The following is a 16,341-nucleotide window of genomic DNA, read 5'->3' as shown; positions in this document are numbered from 1 at the left end:
CGGTCTGCCCCCTTGGTAAGGGTGGGGTTTACGCAGGCCCGCCCGCCTGGACCGCGGCACCTGCGGCGCCGACACGGCGGTCGCACCACACGTTCACACCTCGGCAACCGGTCATGGGTAGGTTCGGGGCATGCCTGCCTCCGATTACGTCCGGAACCTGCGCGACCGGGTCGGCCATGAACTGCTCATGTTCCCGACCGTGTCGGCGATCGTGCTGAACGACCGCGGCGAGGTGCTGCTGCACCAGCGCAGCGACAACGCCGAGTGGAACCTGATCGCCGGCCTGATGGACCCGGGTGAGCAGCCGGCCGACGCCGTGGTCCGCGAGGTCGAGGAGGAGACCGCGGTCCAGATCAAGATCGAACGGCTGGCGGGTGTCGTCTCGCACAACGTCACCTACATGAACGGCGACCGCTGCCAGATGGTCAACATCTTCTTCCGCTGCCGTGCGGTCGGCGGCGAGGCCCGCGTCAACGACAGCGAGTCACTGGCGGTGGGGTGGTTCCCGCTCGACGCACTGCCCGAGCTCGACGAGTTCACTCACCGCCTGCTGGCGCTGGCCCTGGACGACAACGCCCTGCCGTACTTCGCCGCGCCCGGCGAGGGCGGCTTCTGACGCGCCGGCTCCGAGCCCCACCAGCCCGCCGAAACAGCCCTCACCACCAGCCGAAGCCACCCGGCTGGCACTCACGGCTGGAAGGGCGCCCCGACACAACCCTCACCACCAGCCACCGACGGCCGGCTGGCACTCACGGTTGAAACAGAGCCCCGATACAACCCTCACCGCCAGCTATTGGTCCGGGACAGTTTCTGCTCGGCAGGCCGGACCGTTGGCACTCTGCTGGTTGTTCGAGATTGAGTGGCGGTGCCGACGCGGCGCTCGGCACTCCGGTGCGCCGGGTCGGGTGAGCGGGGCCGCGGACACCGACGTTGCCGGGTCGGGTGAGCGAGGCCGCGGACACCGACGTTGCCTGCTCGGGTAAGCGAGGCCGCGGGCACCTGCGTTGCCAGGCTGGGCGGCCGGATCAGGGCTGGGCCGGCGGCCGGGCCGGTCGGCTCGACGTGGTTGGCGCCCGGCCAGGGCGGCTCGCGGGCTAGGTGAGCCAGCCGGGGCGGATGAGGCCGGCTTCGTAGGCGTAGACGACCAACTGCGCCCGATCGCGCGCGCCCAGCTTGATCATGGTGCGGCTGACGTGGGTCTTGGCGGTGGCGGGGCTGATGACGAGGCGGGCGGCGATCTCGTCGTTGGACAGGCCCTCGGCGACCAGGGCCATCACTTCGCGTTCGCGGTCGGTGAGCTGGTCCAGTTCGCGGGGTGGCTCGGGCCGGCGGGTCGCCCCGGAGCCCGCGAACTCGCCGATCACCCGCCGGGTGACGCTGGGTGACAGCAGGCCGTCGCCGGCGGCCACGGCGCGGACACCGCGGATCAGCTCGACCGGCTCGGTGTCCTTGACCAGGAAGCCGGAGGCGCCGGTGCGCAGGGCTTCGAACACGTACTCGTCGAGCTCGAACGTGGTGAGAATGACGACCCGGGTGTCGGCGCATGCCGGGTCGGCCGCGATGCGCTTGGTCGCCTCCAGCCCGTCGACGCCGGGCATGCGGATGTCCATCAGCACCACGTCGGGCCGGGTGGCACGGACCAGGGTCACCGCCTGGACGCCGTCCGCGGCCTCGCCGACCACCCGGATGTCCGGCTCGGCGTCGAGGAGCGCGCGGAAACCGGCCCGGACCAACGCTTGGTCGTCCGCCAGCACCACCGAGATCATTTTCTTCCCCTCCGGAGCCATCTACCCGTCCGAGCTCTCATGTGTGTCCGGTGAACGCCGCGCCCGGCCGTTCTCGCTCCCGGCGTCACCGGTCACCGTCGCGCCACGATGAACCACGTCGCCAGCCCGATCCGCCCCGCCAACATCCGACAATCCGGGCGCAACCGGCCCAGCGGCAGAACGACCCGTGGACGGCGCCGGCGGGCCCGGGCAGGGGGGCGAAGCCGGAGCCGGCGAGGTCGGCGCGGCGGGCTGGGCCGGCGCGGCAGGCGACGTCGGAGCGCCAGGCGAGGTCGAAACGCCAGGCGAAGTGGGAGCGCCAGGCGAAGTGGGAGCGGCAGGCGAGGTCGGAGCGGCAGGCGACGGCGTCCGGGTCGGGAGGATGACGGTGACGAGGAAGCCGCCCGTCGGGGGCCGCCCCGCCTCCAGCCTGCCGCCGAGACTTTCCGCCCGGGCCCGCATCCCGGCGATGCCGCTGCCCGTGTCACCGTCCGGGGCGGGCGGCGGGGGCGGCTCGGCCACGGACGGCCCGCCGTTGCGGACGGAGACGTACAGCGCGGCCGGCAGATAGCCGACCGCGACGTCGGCCTCGGGTTCAGGCCCGGCGTGCCGGCGGACGTTGGTGAGAGCTTCCTGGACGATCCGGTACGCCGCGCGGTCCACCTCGGCGGGCAGCTCGCGCGGCTCGCCGGTGACCGTCGTGCGGACCGGGATGCCGGCGGTCGCGGTCAGCTCGCTCAGCCGGTTGAGCCCGAGCGCGGGCTGCCGGGGCGCCGCCTCGTCGTCGGTGCGCAGGACGCCCAGCACCGATCGGACCTCGCGCAACGCCTCCGCGCTGGCGCTCTTGATCGCGGTCAGCGCCTCGCGGGCCTGCTCGGGACGCTGGTCCATGAGGTGCAGCCCGACCCCGGCCTGCACGTTGATCAGCGACAGGTGGTGGCCGAGCACGTCGTGCAGCTCCCGCGCGATCCGCAGCCGCTCCTCGGAGGCCTGCCGCCGTTCCTGCTCCTCGCGCCGGCGGGTCTGCTCGGCGAGGGTCCTGGCCTGCGCGGCGTAGTTCTCCGCGCGGATCCGGGCGGCGCCGCCGAGCAGGATCACCAGCCCGAGCCCGGTCGCGGCGAGGCAGGCCTGCCCCGTCTTCGGCACCGCACGCTCGTCGAGGTGCAGCACGTCGGTCAGCCCCACGGAGATGCCCAGCCAGACGGCCCACGCGGTGGTGGCGCTGATCAGCGCGGTCTGGCGACGGCCGGTGCGGGCCAGCGTGTAGAGCGCGATGACGGCCGGGACGGTGTAGGCGGCGTTCAGCGCGAGCTGCGTGGTCAGGACGATGGCGGCGGCCGCCGTGACGGCGAAGACCGTGGCCGGGGCGCGGCGACGCCAGAAGAGCGCCAGCGGGCCGGCGAGCAGCAGCAGGGTGGTGAGGTTGTCCCAGGGGCGGAGCAGCAGGCCGCCGGCGTGCGAGGAGAGCACGTTGGTGGCGACCATCTGGACGACCGTGGTGGCGATCACCGAGGCGGGCGGCCACCCGTCGTGCGCCTGCCGGACGCGGTGCCGCCAGTGCTCCGGGCGGAGCTCGGCATCGGCGCGCGGCGGCGGATCGCCGAACGAGGAGCAGCGGTCGTCCCGCGGCTCCCGGCGCCCGTCCCGCCCGCGCTGCCTCATGCAGCCGAAACTACGTCACCGGGGCGGCGCCGGCATCGGCCCCGGGTCCGGATCCCGGCGTACGCCCACGGGAGTAATTCCGCGGGGCTCCTACTCCCCCGGTCGTACGGGAAAGGTGATTGATCTTGATTTGCACCGCGCCCGGATGCGTCGCCGGGCCGACGCCGCGACCTCGCCCGGCGCGGAACCTGGAGGGAGCAGAACCGCCGAGGAGGACATCGTGTATCCCGAACAAGTGACCCGGCTGCGGACCTCCGACTCGGAGCGCGAGCAGATCGCCGAGATCCTGCGTGCCGCGATGGGCGAGGGCCGGCTGACTCTGGACGAGGGCGAGGAGCGGCTGGGTGCCGCGTACGCGGCGAGGTTCCGCGACGAACTGGCGGCGCTGACGAGCGATCTGCCGGCGCGGCGCCCGCCCGCGACACGCCGGTCGGTGCAGCGGCATGCCAGTTTCGTCCTGATTCTCGCGGGTGTTCTCGTGGCCCTCTGGGTGCTCTCCGGGGCACCGTTCTTCTGGCCCGCGTTCCCGCTGTTCTTCCTGGTGATGGGCCTTGTCCGGCACGCCCGATCCGGGCGGTACGAGTTCCGCCGCACCCACCGGCTGCAGCTGCGGCACTAGCCGCAAGTGTCGGGTGGCCGACTCCACTCCGCTGTGGACGCCTCGGTCGTTGATCTTCATCCCCGCCTCTGCGACAGTGTCGCAGTTTGTTCGGGGAGGGACGACGCACATGATGGGTCCGTCGCACGCACTGTCGGGGGCGGCCGCCTGGCTGGCCGGCAGCTGGGCGCTCGACCAGTTCGCTGACTATCACCAGACGCCGCTGATGATCGGCGTGGGCACGGCGATGGCCGCCGGCGGCGCGTTGCTGCCCGATTTCGATCTCTCCGGCAAGGTGACCACCAATCAGGGCGGCGCCACCGTGGCCCGGACGTTCGGCGTGTTCTCGCTGTTCGTCGCCGAGGTGATCGAGAAGATCTCGCTCGGGATCTACGCGGCGACGCGGCAGAAGCGCGACCCGAGGCGTGACCACGGGCACCGGACGTTCACGCACACGCTGCCGTTCGCCGGGCTGGTCGGCTGGGGCACCACCGCGCTGGCCGCGCACTACGGCAAGTGGGCGGTGGTCGGCATCATCTTCTTCATGGCCGGCCTGGCGCTGCGCGGCCTGTTCGAGAAGTGGGCGGAGCGGGCCGGCTGGCTGATCGTCACGCTCGCGGCGGGCGGCATCGCCTGGTTCACCGCGGCAAACCTGCCCGGTGACCGCGGTTATCCGCTGCTCGGTTTCGCGGTCGGCGCGGGCTGCGTGGTGCACCTGCTCGGCGACATGATCACGAAGAACGGCGTGCCGATCTTCTGGCCGATCCCGACCGGCCGCAACCGGATGTGGCGCATGGTCGGCATCCCGAACAAGTTCGCCGTGAAGGTCGGCGGCAAGACCGAGACGGTCGTCCTGACCACCGCCTTCACGATCATCTCGTGCGTGTCGCTGGTCGGGCTGTTCGCCCCGGCCCTGCTGGAACGCCTGAACCTAGACGTGTGGGCCTCGAAGTAGGAACCTGAGGCGGGTACGAGGGAGCCGGCCCGTCAGAGCCGGCTCAGCACCTTCTCCACGATCTTCTCCACGGCCAGTGTCGCGTCGACGCCGATCCCGTTCTCGTCGTCGCCGAGCGGCTCCAGGATCGCGAACTGCGACGCCACCAGCGTGCTCGGCATGAAGTGCCCGGCCCGTCCGCTGACCCGGGCAGTCGCCGTCTCCGGCGTCAGCACCAGGTGGACGAAGTAAGCGTCCGGGTTTCCGGCGCGGAGCACGTCCCGGTACGCCCGTTTGAGCGCCGAGCAGGACACGACGAGGTCACCGGGGCCGAGGGAGGACGCGATGGCGGCCAGCCAGGGCGCCCGGTCCCCGTCGGTCAGGGGCACCCCGCTGTGCATCTTGGCCACGTTCGCCGCCGGGTGGAAGTCGTCGGCCTCGGAGTAGGGCACACCGAGCCGCTCGGCCAGGGCCTTGCCGATCGTGCTCTTGCCACAGCCGGTGACTCCCATGACCACGATCGGCACCATTCGCGTTCCCCCTGTACGTCAGTCGATCGAGTAGGCCAGGTTCGGCCGCAGCCAGCGTTCCACCTCGGCGACCGGCATGCCACGCCGGGCGGCGTAGTCCTCGACCTGATCCTTACCCAGTCGCCCGACGGTGAAGTACTTCGCGTCGGGGTGGGCGAAGATCAGGCCGCTGACCGCCGCGGCCGGGGTCATCGCGAACGACTCGGTCAGCGCCACCCCGATCCGGCCGGTGTCGAGCAGCTGGAACAGGTCCTTCTTCTCGCTGTGGTCGGGGCTCGCCGGGTAGCCCAGGGCCGGGCGGATGCCGCGGAAGCGCTCGGCGTGCAGATCCTCGAGCTTGGGCTGCGAGCCGGGCTCGAACCAGTCGCGGCGCGCCTTGAGGTGCAGGTATTCGGCGAAGGCCTCGGCCAGCCGGTCGGCCAGGGCCTTGACCATGATGGCCTTGTAGTCGTCCTGCTCGTCCTCGTACCTCTTGGCGAGCTTCTCGGCGCCGTGGATCGCCACGGCGAAACCGCCGAGGTGGTCGCCCTCTGGGGCGATGTAGTCGGCCAGGCAGCGGTTGGCCCGGCCGGCCGGCTTCTCGGTCTGCTGCCGCAGCATCGGGAAGCCGCGCCCGTTCTCCAGCAGGATGTCGTCGCCGTCGCTGTGCGCGGGCCAGAACGCGTAGAGGCCGCGCGCCTGGAACGACCCGTCCGCGATGATCTTGTCGAGCATCGCGTTGGCGTCGTCGAAGAGTTCCTTGGCGACCGGCTCCTTGAGGATCGCCGGGTACTTGCCCTTGAGTTCCCAGGCCAGGAACAGGAACTGCCAGTCGATCATCTCGCGCAGCTCGGCGATGGTCGGCTGGACCTCGCGGACCCCGGTGAACGCGGGCACCGGCAGGTCGCCGAAGTCGACCCGCTCCCGGTTCGCCCGGGCCTGCGCCAGGGTGAGCAGCGGCTGGGCGTGCCGTTTCTCGTGCGCCTCGCGCAGGCGCTCCTGCTCGGCGCGGTTCGCCTCGTCGAGCGTCACCGCGCGGTCGGCGTCGAGCAGGTCGCCGACGACGCCGACAACGCGGGACGCGTCCAGGACGTGAACGGTCGAGCCGTCGTACGCCGGGGCGATCCGCACCGCGGTGTGCTGCTTCGAGGTGGTCGCCCCGCCGATCAGCAGCGGCAGCTTGAGCCCGCGGCGCTGCATCTCGGCGCCGACCGCCACCATCTCGTCCAGCGACGGGGTGATCAGGCCGGACAGGCCGATCGCGTCGGCGCCCTCGGCGATCGCGGTGTCCAGGATCTTGGCGGTCGGGACCATCACCCCGAGGTCGATCACCTCGTAGTTGTTGCAGCCCAGCACCACGCCGACGATGTTCTTGCCGATGTCGTGGACGTCGCCCTTGACCGTGGCCAGCACGACCTTGCCCTGGCCGCGGGAGCCCTCGGTCTTCTCCTTCTCCATGTACGGCAGCAGGTAGGCCACCGAGCGCTTCATCACGCGAGCGCTCTTGACCACCTGGGGCAGGAACATCTTGCCGGAGCCGAAGAGGTCGCCGACGATGCCCATGCCGTCCATCAGCGGGCCCTCGATCACGTCGAGCGCCCGGGGCAGCTTCAGCCGGGCCTCCTCGGTGTCCGCCTCGATGAAGTCGACGATGCCGTGCACGAGCGCGTGGCTGAGCCGTTCCTCGACGGGCGCCTCGCGCCAGGACAGGTCGACCTCGCGCTTGGCGCCGCTGCCGGTGACCGTGGAGGCGAAGGTGACCAGCCGGTCGGTGGCGTCCGGCCGGCGGTCGAAGAGCACGTCCTCGACCAGCTCCAGCAGGTCGGCCGGGATGTCCTGGTAGACGGCGAGCTGACCGGCGTTGACGATGCCCATGTCCAGCCCGGCCTGGACCGCGTAGAACAGGAAGGCCGAGTGCATCGCCTCACGGACGATGTCGTTGCCGCGGAACGCGAACGACAGGTTGGAGATGCCGCCGCTGGTGCGGGCGCCCGGGCAGCGCTGCTTGATCCGCGGGAGGGCCTCGAGGAACGCCTTCGCGTACCCGTTGTGCTCGGCGATGCCGGTGGCGACGGCGAGCACGTTCGGGTCGAAGATGATGTCGGTCGGGTCGAAGCCGTCCCCGACCAGCAGGTCGTAGGCCCGGCCGCAGATCTCGACCTTGCGGTCGGCCGTGTCGGCCTGGCCCTGCTCGTCGAAGGCCATCACGACCACGCCGGCGCCGAAGTCGCGGATCCGGCGGGCCTGCGCCAGGAAGCTCTCCTCACCCTCCTTGAGGCTGATCGAGTTCACCACGCCCTTGCCCTGCACGCACTTGAGGCCGGCCTCGAGCACGTTCCACTTCGAGCTGTCGATCATGATGGGGATCCGGGCCACCTCGGGCTCGGTCGCGATCAGGTTGAGGAACGTGGTCATCGCGCGCTCACTGTCGAGCAGGTCGGCGTCCATGTTCACGTCGAGCAGGTTCGCGCCGCCACGGACCTGGTCCAGCGCCACGTCGACGGCGGCCTGGTAGTCGTCGGCCTCGATGAGCCGGCGGAACTTGGCCGAGCCGGTCACGTTGGTCCGCTCGCCGATCATGACGAAGCCGGTGTCCGGCCCGATCGCGAACGGCTCCAGGCCGCTGAACCGGGTGGTCGGCGCGGGCGGGTCGATGGTCCGGGGCGTGGCGTCCCGGACCGCGCGCGCGACCTCGGCGATGTGCGGCGGCGTGGTGCCGCAGCAGCCGCCGACGATGTTGACCAGGCCGGACGCGGCGAACTCGCCGATCAGGGCGCCGGTCTCCTCGGGCGTCTGGTCGTAGCCGCCGAACGCGTTCGGCAGGCCGGCGTTCGGGTGGGCGGCGACGAACGTGTCCGACAGGCGGGCCAGCTCGGCCACGTGCGGGCGGGCCTCGGCCGCGCCGAGCGCGCAGTTCAGCCCGACGACCAGCGGACGGGCCCGCTCGATCGAGCGCCAGAAGGCCTCCACGGTCTGCCCGGAGAGCGTGCGGCCGGAGAGGTCGACGATGGTGACCGAGACCCAGAGCGGCAGCTCGGGGGCGACCTCGTGGGCCGCCGCGATCGCCGCCTTGGCGTTCAGCGTGTCGAAGACGGTCTCCACCATGATCAGGTCGACACCGCCTTCGGCAAGGGCCGAGATCTGCTGCGCGTACGCCGTCTTGACCTGATCGAACGTGACGGCACGGTAGGCCGGGTCGTCGACCTTGGGTGACAGTGACAGCGTCACGTTCAGCGGCCCGACGTCACCGGCCACGAACCGGCGCCGTCCGTCGGCGGCCTCCGCCTCGTCGGCGGCCTGCCGGGCCAGCCGCGCGGCCCGCACGTTCATCTCGGGCACCAGGTGCTCCAGCCCGTAGTCGGCCTGGGCGATGGTGGTCGCGGTGAAGGTGTTCGTCGTGATGATGTCGGCGCCGGCCGCCAGGTACTGCCGGTGGATGTCGAGGATCACGTCCGGGCGGGTCAGGTTCAGCAGGTCGGGGTCGCCCGTGACGTCCTGCTCGTGGTCGGCCGGGATGAGCTCGGCGCGGTAGTCGGCGGGGGTGAGCCGGGCGCCCTGCAGCATCGTGCCGGCGGCGCCATCCAGCACCAGAACCCGCTCGGCGAGGAGTTCGCGCAGCGTGGTGACGGTCTGAGTCACGGGTACACCTCCGAGAGAAGTCGGAGGCGCCCTTGGTTCGGGTTGATCACCGGTCGAGCGTGACGGGTTGTCCCGCTGCAGCGCCTCTCGGCCGGACCACCAACTTTACCCACTTCCTCACTTCGCGTCGGCGTAGGAACCAACCTCTGAGACGTCGAGCGGGAACCGCACCTCGCTGGCGCCGAAAAGCATCCGCCCGGCCCGCGTGGCGCACTCCCGGACCGCCTCGGCGACCTGCTGTGCCTGCTCCGCGGGGCAGTGCACGACCACCTCGTCGTGCACGAACAGGACCAGCTCGGCATCGGTGCCGGCCAGCGCGGTGCGCAGCGTGGCGAGCAGGATCAGCGCCCACTCGGCAGCCGTGGACTGGATCACGAAGTTCCGGGTGAACCGGCCCCTCGCCCGTCCGGGTGGTGGCGCCGCCTCGTCCGGGGGATCCAGGCCGGCGTCGCGCGGGGCGGACACCGGCGGGCAGGTGCGGCCCAGCCAGGAACGGACCAGCCCGCCGTTCTCCCCCACCCGGGCGGCCTGCTCGACGTAGTCGAAGGCGGTCGGGTAGTGCCGGCGGAGCACGGCCAGGGCCGGGATCGCGTCGCCGCCGGTCTGCCCGTACATGGCGCCGATCAGGGCGACCTTGGCCTTGGCGCGGTCGCCGTCGAACGAGTCGCGGGCGAGCGCGGCGTAGAGGTCGCCCGCAGCGGCGGCCCGGGCCAGCCGGTGGTCGCCGGAGACCGCGGCGAGCACCCGGGGCTCGAGCTGGCCGGCGTCGGCGACCACGAACCGCCAGCCCGGGTCGGCGATCACCGCACGCCGGACCACCTTCGGCACCTGCAGGGCGCCGCCGCCACGGGCGCCCCAGCGGCCGGAGACGACGTTGCCCAGCACATACTCCGGGTGGAAGCGGCCGTCGCGGACCCAGGAGTCGAGCCAGGACCAGCCGTTGGCGGTCCAGAGCCGGTAGAGCTCCTTGAACTCCAGCAGCGGGCGGACCGCCGGGTGGTCGACCTGGCGCAGCACCCAGCGGCGGGTGTTCGGGATCTGGATGCCGGCCCTGGCGAACGCGCGGACCACCTCGGCCGGCAGGTCCGGATGCAGGCCGTGGGTGCCGAACGCCTCGTTGATCTCGGCGGTCAGCTCGGCGAGGCGGCGCGGCGGGCCCATCGGCTGGGGCGGGCCGAGCAGCTCGCGCAACAACTGGTCGTGCACGTCGGCGCGCCAGGGCAGCCCGGTGTGGCCCATCTCCGCGGCGATCAGGGAGCCGGCGGACTCGGCGGCCACCAGCATCCGGAAGCGGCCCGGGTACTCGGTCAGCGCGAGGCGGCGCTGCTGATCCGCGTACACCTCGATCAGGTCCTCGATGTCGACCGGGCTCGGCGCGGACGTCTCGAACAGCGCGCCCTGGCTGAAACCAGGCGGCTCGGCGTCGGGCCGGGCGTGATCGGGCGGGACGGGAAGCCCGCGCAGCCGGGCGGAGGCCGCGGCGAGCCCCCGTGGCTCGCCCCAGCGCCCGGCATGTCCCAGCAGAAGGGCCTCGGTGAGTTCGAGGTCGTGACAGCGGGCGACCCGGACCCCGGCGCGCAGCAACGCCGGGTAGATGTCGGCGGTGGCCGGCCACACCCAGCGCGGCTGCTCGGCGGCCTCGCGCGCGGCGATGGCCGCCGGCAGGTCGGGCGCCCGATGAGGCGCTCCGACCGGCCGCCCGCCGGCATCCAGATCCTGGAGCCGGCCGTCAGGGAGAACCGCTACCAGCACATGGTCATTCTGCTCTCGGGGTACGACAGAACTACTTGACCGCGCCCGCGGTGAGACCGGCCTGGATCTGCCGCTGGAAGATCGCGTAGACGATGATCATCGGGATGATCGACAGGGTCAGGGCGGCGAACAGCGTCGACCACTCGGCGTGGTAACCGGCCTGGACGCTGATGTTCGCGATGCCCTGGGTGAGCACCCAGTTCGAGTCCGAGCCCGCACCCTGCATGATCACCACGGGCAGCAGGTACTGGTTCCACTGGCCGACGATGTTGAAGATCGTGATGCTGATCAGGCCGGACTTCGCCATCGGCATCATCACCTGGAAGAACCGCCGCAGGTGCCCGGCCCCGTCGACCAGCGCCGCCTCGTCGATCTCGTGCGGCAGCGTGCGGAAGAACGCGGTCAGGAAGAACACCGTGAACGACAGCGAGTACGCGATGTACACCAGGATGAGGCCGGTGAACGTGTTCAGCAGGCCCAGGCTCTTGACGATGCCGAAGATCGGCGCGAGCGCCATGAACGTCGGGAACGCCAGGCCGGAGACGAACAGGTAGTAGATCGCCCGGTTGCCCGGGAAGCGGTACCGGGCCAGCACGTACGCGGCCATCGAGCCGAGCAGCATGGTGCCGGCCGTGCTGATGGCGACCACGATGATGCTGTTGATGAAGTACTGCCCGATGTGCGCCTCGGTCCAGGCATCGGTGTACGTCTTGAGGGAGAAGTGCTCCGGCAGCGCGAACGGCTTGCCCAGGAAGATCTCGGTGTTGCTCTTGAACGAGGCGAGCAGCACCCAGATCAGCGGGCCGGCGGTGGCGAGCGCCCAGAGGAACAGCGCGATGTGCGCGACCCCGTTGAGCGGGTTGACCTTGCCGGTCTTGCGGACGGCGGGGGCGGGCCGGCTGGCGACCGCGGGGGCGTTGGTAACGAGGTTCGTCATGGCTAACTCCGCGATCAGGCGACGGCGTCGCGGCGGGTGACCCGCAGGGTCAGGGCTGCGAACGTCAGGGTGAGGAAGAACAGCACCACGCCGATCGCGGAGGCGTACCCGGCCTGCGAGTTCTGGAAGGCGTTCAGGTAGATCTGGTAGCTCAGCACCTGGGTCGCGTTGTTCGGCCCGCCCTTGTTCACCGACATGATGTTGACCAGGGCGAACAGGTCGAAGGCGGCGATGCCCAGGTAGACCCAGGCGACCTGCAGGGTGTCCCACAGCAGCGGCAGCGTGATCCGGAAGAACAGCGTCACCTTGGTCGCGCCGTCCAGCGCCGCGGCCTCGTAGATGTCCTGCCCGATCGAGCCCATGCCGGCCGAGAAGAGGACCACGTAGAAGCCGATCTGCTGCCAGATCAGCACGATCGCGATGCAGATCAGCGCCCAGCGCTCGTCGGCCAGGAACAGCCACGGCGACCAGGAATCCGGGAAGAGGCCGTTGAGCATGCCGCTGCGGTCCGAGCCGAACACCCGGCCGAAGATCACCGCGACGATGGCCAGGGCCAGCAGCTGCGGGAAGAAGAAGACGACCCGGTAGACCTTGGAGCCCCAGACGCCCTGGGTCGTGCCGCCCTTGCTCTTGCCGCCGACGTTCAGCAGGAAGGCGAAGAACAGGGCGATCGCGATGGTCACGATCGGCATCGCGATCAGGATGTAGACGTTGTGCCGCAGGGCGATCCAGAAGACCGGGTCGTCCCAGAGCTTGGCGAAGTTGTCGAAGCCGACGTAGTTGAAGCTGCCGAAGCCCGACCAGTCCGTGAAGGACAGCTGGAACATCTGCAGGTAGGCGCCGACCACGAACACCAGATAGAGCGCCAGCGGCACGACAAGGAAACCGATGATGAAGGGATACTTGCCGTGCCGCATGACGCCTACCTCGGGGTGTGAAAAGGACGGATCAGGAACGGGTGAACTTGGTGATCGAGGAGTCCTTCGCAACGGCCTGCGAAGCGGCCTCCATGGTGTCGCAGAACTTCTTCGCGTCGCCGCCCTTGAACATCAGCTGGTTGACGGCCTCGCGGGAGGCGTCGTCCAGCTTCTTGTACCAGGTGTCGAAGAGGTAACCCATGAAGACGTCCTGGCCGGCCTTGCTCAGGGCGTCGTTCGCGCTGGTCAGGCCGGGGCTGATGGTCACGCCGTCGGCCGCGCCCGCCACCACGGTCAGCGACTTGGTGAGCTTGGTGAACTCCAGCGCCGCTTCCTTGGAGAGCATCGTCCGCAGGTACTCCTTGCCACCCTGCGGGTTCTTGCTCTTGGCCGCCGCGAAGTAGATCTCGCCGGCCGCGGCGTTGATCGCGGTCGCCGGGAGCTTGTCCGCCGCGGTGACGCTCGGGAACGCCATCATCGCGTACTCGAAACCGGCCGGGGTGCTGGCCGCCTGCTCGTTCTCCAGCCACGAGCCGCACGGGTAGAAGGCGACCTTGTCCTGGTCCTGCTGCAGCTGGACCTCGGTGTGCTTGAGACCCAGGAAGGACTTGTCGATGTACTTGTTGCCGACCTCGCCCCAGGCCTTGGCGGCCTGCATGATGGCGTCGTTCGTCCAGGCGCCCGGCTTCAGGTTGTCGATGTCCTTCAGCACCTGCTCGGTGCCGATCTTCGCGGCGCTGGTCAGGAGCGCGCGAACCATGTAGTACGACGCGTTGGCGCCCGCGTAGCCGAACGGCGTGACGCCGGCCGCCTTGATCTTGTCGAGCAGCGCGGTGAAGTCCGTCCAGGTGGTCGGGACGGTCCAGCTGTTCTTGTCGAACAGCTTCTTGTTGTACCAGAGGCCGAAGACGGTGAAGGAGTAGTTCACCGCGAACGGCTTGCCGTCGTAGGTGCCCTGCTGCACCGCGCCCGGGACCAGGGTCTCGGCCACGGTCTTGCCCGCGATGTCCAGCGACGGGGCGGCGAACAGGTCGCTCAGGTCGGCCGCCTGGCCGGCCTTCACGATGGCGCCGAAGTCCATGATGTCGGAGCCGGAGTTGTTGATCATGTCAGGCGCCGAGCCGGCGTTGAGGCGCGGCTTGATCGTCGTCGCGACCTGCTGGGTGGCCGAGTACGTGATCTTGGCGTCCGGCCACTTCTTGTTGAAGAGCGGGGTGTCGACGTCGGTGGCGTACTTGGTGCCGAGACCACCGTCGAAGATGACGATCTCGACGCCGGCCTTCGGGTCGATACCCAGCGGGTTGTCGGCCGACTTGGTGCCGGTCGCCTGCTTGGAGGTGTCGCCACTGTCGTCGGAGCCGGCACAGGCGCTCAGGAAGCTCACGCCCGGAGCGGCCACCAGGCCCACCGCAGCGGCGCGGCGGAGCAGGGTACGACGGGAAGTCGTTATCTCAGACATCGATGTCCTTTCAGGGTGTGACAGGAGTTGGTTCAGCCCTTGACTGCGCCGGCGGTCAGCACGGTGGCGATGTTCCGCTGGATCGACAGGAAGAAGATCACCACAGGCAGGGACGTGATGATCGCACCGGCCATGAGGGGCCCCCAGGCGGTACCGCGTGCCGTTCGGATCTGCGACTGCTCGGCCTGGTGGTGCTGAGCCGGGCTGTCGAGCATGTGGTTGCGCATGTCAGACGTCCTTCACCGCTTTGTGCCCGTGAACCGCCTGCGCGGTCCGCTGGAAGGCGGCGTGCGAGCGTTCGTGGGTCCGCTGCGCGACGGCGACGTACAGCAGGTCCAGGACCACCAGCTGCGGATGCCGCGCGGAGAGCGCGTCCGGCCGGAAGGTGGTGGCCTGGGTGGCGGTGAGCAGGACGATGTCGGCGAGCTCGGCCAGCGGGGAACGCGGGAAGCTGGTGAGCGCGATGGTGGTGGCGCCCCGGCTGCTCGCCTCCGCGAGCATCTCGATCGTCTCGCCGGTCTCGCCGCTGTGCGAGATGCCGAGCGCGACGTCGCCGGGCCGGGACAGCGCAGCGCTGGCCAGGCCGTTGTGCACGTCGGTCCAGGCCCACACCGGGATGCCGATGCGGTGCAGACTGAACTGCATCTCCTCGCCGACCAGCGCGCTGCCGCTGGCGCCGAAGATGTTCACCCGGGCCGCGCCGGCGATCGCCACCGCGGCCCGATCCACCTCGGCCAGGTCCAGCAGCGAGGCGGTGTCGTGCATGGCCCTGGTGTCGGCGGCCATGATCTGGCCGAGCACCCGCTCCAGGGGGTCGTTGGGCTGGATCTCCCGGCCGATGTCCACCGTCCAGCCGGAGAGCCGGGCGCGCCCGGTCTCGGCGGCGATGCCCAGCCGCAGATCCGCGTAGCCGTCGAACCCGAGCGCCCGGCAGAACCGGGTCACCGTCGCCGGCGAGGTCCCGGACCGCTCGGCCAGCTCGACGATGGTCGCCCGGGAGGCCGCCGCGGGATCCGCGAGGACCTGCTCGGCGACCCGCTGCAGGGCGCCGGTGAACTCCGTCAGCTGCGTGCGGACCCTGACCAGAACGCCTTGGTCGCTTTTTTCATTCGCGGTACGACCGTGGTCCGGCATCTCGGTGCGCCCGGCGTCCTTCTCGGCACGCCCGTTCTCGGCGCGCCCGCTGTCGATGCGGTTGCGGGACTCACTCCGGGACCACAATCCCTGCTCAAGCCGGTCCCGCATGGTCTGGTCGCTCCCACTGGGGGCAGCCAGGTCGCGGGCCGGCGAGAACGCGACCGCGGTCTGCGCGGCGCCGTCCATCTCCGGCTCAGCCATCGGACACCCCTTCAGGAAGGACTGTTTACTGTCGCGGTAAAAGTTCTTACTAAAGGCCCCCCTGTGTCAAGACTGTGGGTGAAGTTTTCAAACCGTTACCTGAGCTGGGCTGATTAACCCGTGTTTCGGCGGGGTCGGATGACGGTCATCGATCCTGGAATGACCCTTACGGCGTGGCCGCCATCACATGTCCAGCTTGCGCCCGTTTTGCCGTAGTCCTTTCGGGCAGGTCGACCGCTCCCGAACAGCCATCTGATCATGGGCCGATCGGCCGGTTCAGGTGACTCCGCGAAACCTCGTCGTTACTCCAGAAACAAGATCAAAATTATTTCCGGGTACGGCGGTGAGCCGCCCGCCTCGCGCCGTCGCCCCGGCCGAACCGCAGGTCCCGCGTCCGTCACCCCGCCCGCCGCGGTCACCGCCACCCCTCCCCACCGTTACCGCGACGTTGCCCCCACCACCTACAACGTCACTCCCAGCCCGCAACCCCCACCCCCGCAGCCCCAGCCCGGCAACACTCAGCCCCGCGCCGCCCAGCCCCCGCGCCCGCGGCGTCGCCGTCGCGATGCCCGCCCGACTCACGGCCCAGCCGCGCCTCACGCCCCCGGCTGGCACTCACGGCTCCACCCGGGCACCAACACAGCTCTCAACGCCAGCCGGACGGCGCGAGCTGGCACTCACGGCTGCACCCACGCACCGCCACAGCCCTCAACGCCAGCCGGGCGGCGCGAGCTGGCACTCACGGCTCCATCCGCGCGCCAACACGACCCTCGGCACCAGCCGGGGGTGGGGCGCGGATGGTGGCGGGTTGGGGGGTCCTTTTGAGCTGG

The 16,341-nt window shown here is 70.4% G+C and carries 13 protein-coding genes; 3 read left to right on the top strand and 10 right to left on the bottom strand.

Annotated elements, in window-relative coordinates; all coding sequences use genetic code 11:
* Window positions 1-130 precede the first annotated feature (130 nt).
* Window positions 131-616, top strand: coding sequence for an NUDIX hydrolase (locus Acy02nite_RS06895; RefSeq protein ID WP_203738968.1), 486 nt, complete (start codon window positions 131-133; stop codon window positions 614-616).
* A 478-nt stretch (window positions 617-1,094) separates the two neighbouring features.
* Here Acy02nite_RS06895 and Acy02nite_RS06890 read toward each other — a convergent pair whose 3' ends face one another.
* Both Acy02nite_RS06890 and Acy02nite_RS06885 read right to left on the bottom strand, forming a co-directional pair.
* The gene (locus Acy02nite_RS06890; protein WP_203738967.1) at window positions 1,095-1,766 is read right to left on the bottom strand and encodes a response regulator; all 672 of its coding nucleotides are present in this window, start codon (window positions 1,764-1,766) and stop codon (window positions 1,095-1,097) included.
* Between the two features lie 21 nt (window positions 1,767-1,787).
* Complete coding sequence (locus Acy02nite_RS06885; RefSeq protein WP_239174355.1) at window positions 1,788-3,428, bottom strand: sensor histidine kinase; 1,641 nt, start codon at window positions 3,426-3,428, stop codon at window positions 1,788-1,790.
* A gap of 220 nt (window positions 3,429-3,648) precedes the next feature.
* Here Acy02nite_RS06885 and Acy02nite_RS06880 point away from each other — a divergent pair, with 220 nt between their 5' ends.
* On the top strand, window positions 3,649-4,047 hold the full coding sequence (locus Acy02nite_RS06880; protein WP_239174352.1) for a DUF1707 SHOCT-like domain-containing protein: 399 nt from the start codon (window positions 3,649-3,651) through the stop codon (window positions 4,045-4,047).
* 109 nt (window positions 4,048-4,156) lie between these two features.
* A complete protein-coding gene (locus tag Acy02nite_RS06875; protein WP_203738965.1) occupies window positions 4,157-4,981 on the top strand; it encodes a metal-dependent hydrolase in 825 nt (274 codons plus the stop codon).
* Between the two features lie 32 nt (window positions 4,982-5,013).
* On the opposite strand, the gene Acy02nite_RS06870 is transcribed toward Acy02nite_RS06875, so the two are convergent.
* The 8 genes from Acy02nite_RS06870 to Acy02nite_RS06835 all read right to left on the bottom strand — a co-directional run bounded on the left by Acy02nite_RS06870 (window position 5,014) and on the right by Acy02nite_RS06835 (window position 15,307).
* Entirely contained in the window at window positions 5,014-5,490 is a 477-nt protein-coding gene (locus Acy02nite_RS06870; protein ID WP_203738964.1) for a gluconokinase, read from the bottom strand.
* 18 nt (window positions 5,491-5,508) lie between these two features.
* The gene (gene metH / locus Acy02nite_RS06865; protein ID WP_203738963.1) at window positions 5,509-9,108 is read right to left on the bottom strand and encodes a methionine synthase; all 3,600 of its coding nucleotides are present in this window, start codon (window positions 9,106-9,108) and stop codon (window positions 5,509-5,511) included.
* Window positions 9,109-9,225: 117 nt separating this feature from the next.
* Entirely contained in the window at window positions 9,226-10,860 is a 1,635-nt protein-coding gene (locus tag Acy02nite_RS06860) for a bifunctional 3'-5' exonuclease/DNA polymerase (protein ID WP_203738962.1), read from the bottom strand.
* A 31-nt stretch (window positions 10,861-10,891) separates the two neighbouring features.
* Window positions 10,892-11,797: a carbohydrate ABC transporter permease gene (locus Acy02nite_RS06855; protein WP_203738961.1), complete on the bottom strand. Its 906-nt coding sequence runs from the start codon at window positions 11,795-11,797 to the stop codon at window positions 10,892-10,894.
* Between the two features lie 14 nt (window positions 11,798-11,811).
* Entirely contained in the window at window positions 11,812-12,714 is a 903-nt protein-coding gene (locus Acy02nite_RS06850) for a carbohydrate ABC transporter permease (protein ID WP_203738960.1), read from the bottom strand.
* A gap of 31 nt (window positions 12,715-12,745) precedes the next feature.
* A complete protein-coding gene (gene ngcE, locus Acy02nite_RS06845; protein ID WP_203738959.1) occupies window positions 12,746-14,173 on the bottom strand; it encodes an N-acetylglucosamine/diacetylchitobiose ABC transporter substrate-binding protein in 1,428 nt (475 codons plus the stop codon).
* Between the two features lie 32 nt (window positions 14,174-14,205).
* Window positions 14,206-14,400: a hypothetical protein gene (locus Acy02nite_RS06840; RefSeq protein WP_239174349.1), complete on the bottom strand. Its 195-nt coding sequence runs from the start codon at window positions 14,398-14,400 to the stop codon at window positions 14,206-14,208.
* A gap of 1 nt (window position 14,401) precedes the next feature.
* Window positions 14,402-15,307: a MurR/RpiR family transcriptional regulator gene (locus Acy02nite_RS06835; RefSeq protein WP_239174375.1), complete on the bottom strand. Its 906-nt coding sequence runs from the start codon at window positions 15,305-15,307 to the stop codon at window positions 14,402-14,404.
* Window positions 15,308-16,341: the final 1,034 nt, after the last annotated feature.

Source organism: Actinoplanes cyaneus (assembly GCF_016862095.1).
Taxonomy (GTDB): domain Bacteria; phylum Actinomycetota; class Actinomycetes; order Mycobacteriales; family Micromonosporaceae; genus Actinoplanes; species Actinoplanes cyaneus.
Note: the sequence above shows the minus strand (reverse complement) of the source record. Positions and strands in the feature narration are given on the sequence as shown.

Excerpts from the sequence above, each read along its gene's own strand:
- Acy02nite_RS06895 (WP_203738968.1), top strand. The coding sequence starts at position 131 with ATGCCTGCCTCCGATTACGTCCGGAACCTGCGCGACCGGGTCGGCCAT.
- Acy02nite_RS06890 (WP_203738967.1), bottom strand. The coding sequence starts at position 1,766 with ATGATCTCGGTGGTGCTGGCGGACGACCAAGCGTTGGTCCGGGCCGGT.
- Acy02nite_RS06885 (WP_239174355.1), bottom strand. The coding sequence starts at position 3,428 with ATGAGGCAGCGCGGGCGGGACGGGCGCCGGGAGCCGCGGGACGACCGC.
- Acy02nite_RS06875 (WP_203738965.1), top strand. The coding sequence starts at position 4,157 with ATGATGGGTCCGTCGCACGCACTGTCGGGGGCGGCCGCCTGGCTGGCC.
- Acy02nite_RS06870 (WP_203738964.1), bottom strand. The coding sequence starts at position 5,490 with ATGGTGCCGATCGTGGTCATGGGAGTCACCGGCTGTGGCAAGAGCACG.
- Acy02nite_RS06855 (WP_203738961.1), bottom strand. The coding sequence starts at position 11,797 with ATGACGAACCTCGTTACCAACGCCCCCGCGGTCGCCAGCCGGCCCGCC.
- Acy02nite_RS06850 (WP_203738960.1), bottom strand. The coding sequence starts at position 12,714 with ATGCGGCACGGCAAGTATCCCTTCATCATCGGTTTCCTTGTCGTGCCG.
- ngcE (WP_203738959.1), bottom strand. The coding sequence starts at position 14,173 with ATGTCTGAGATAACGACTTCCCGTCGTACCCTGCTCCGCCGCGCCGCT.
- Acy02nite_RS06840 (WP_239174349.1), bottom strand. The coding sequence starts at position 14,400 with ATGCGCAACCACATGCTCGACAGCCCGGCTCAGCACCACCAGGCCGAG.
- Acy02nite_RS06835 (WP_239174375.1), bottom strand. The coding sequence starts at position 15,307 with ATGCCGGACCACGGTCGTACCGCGAATGAAAAAAGCGACCAAGGCGTT.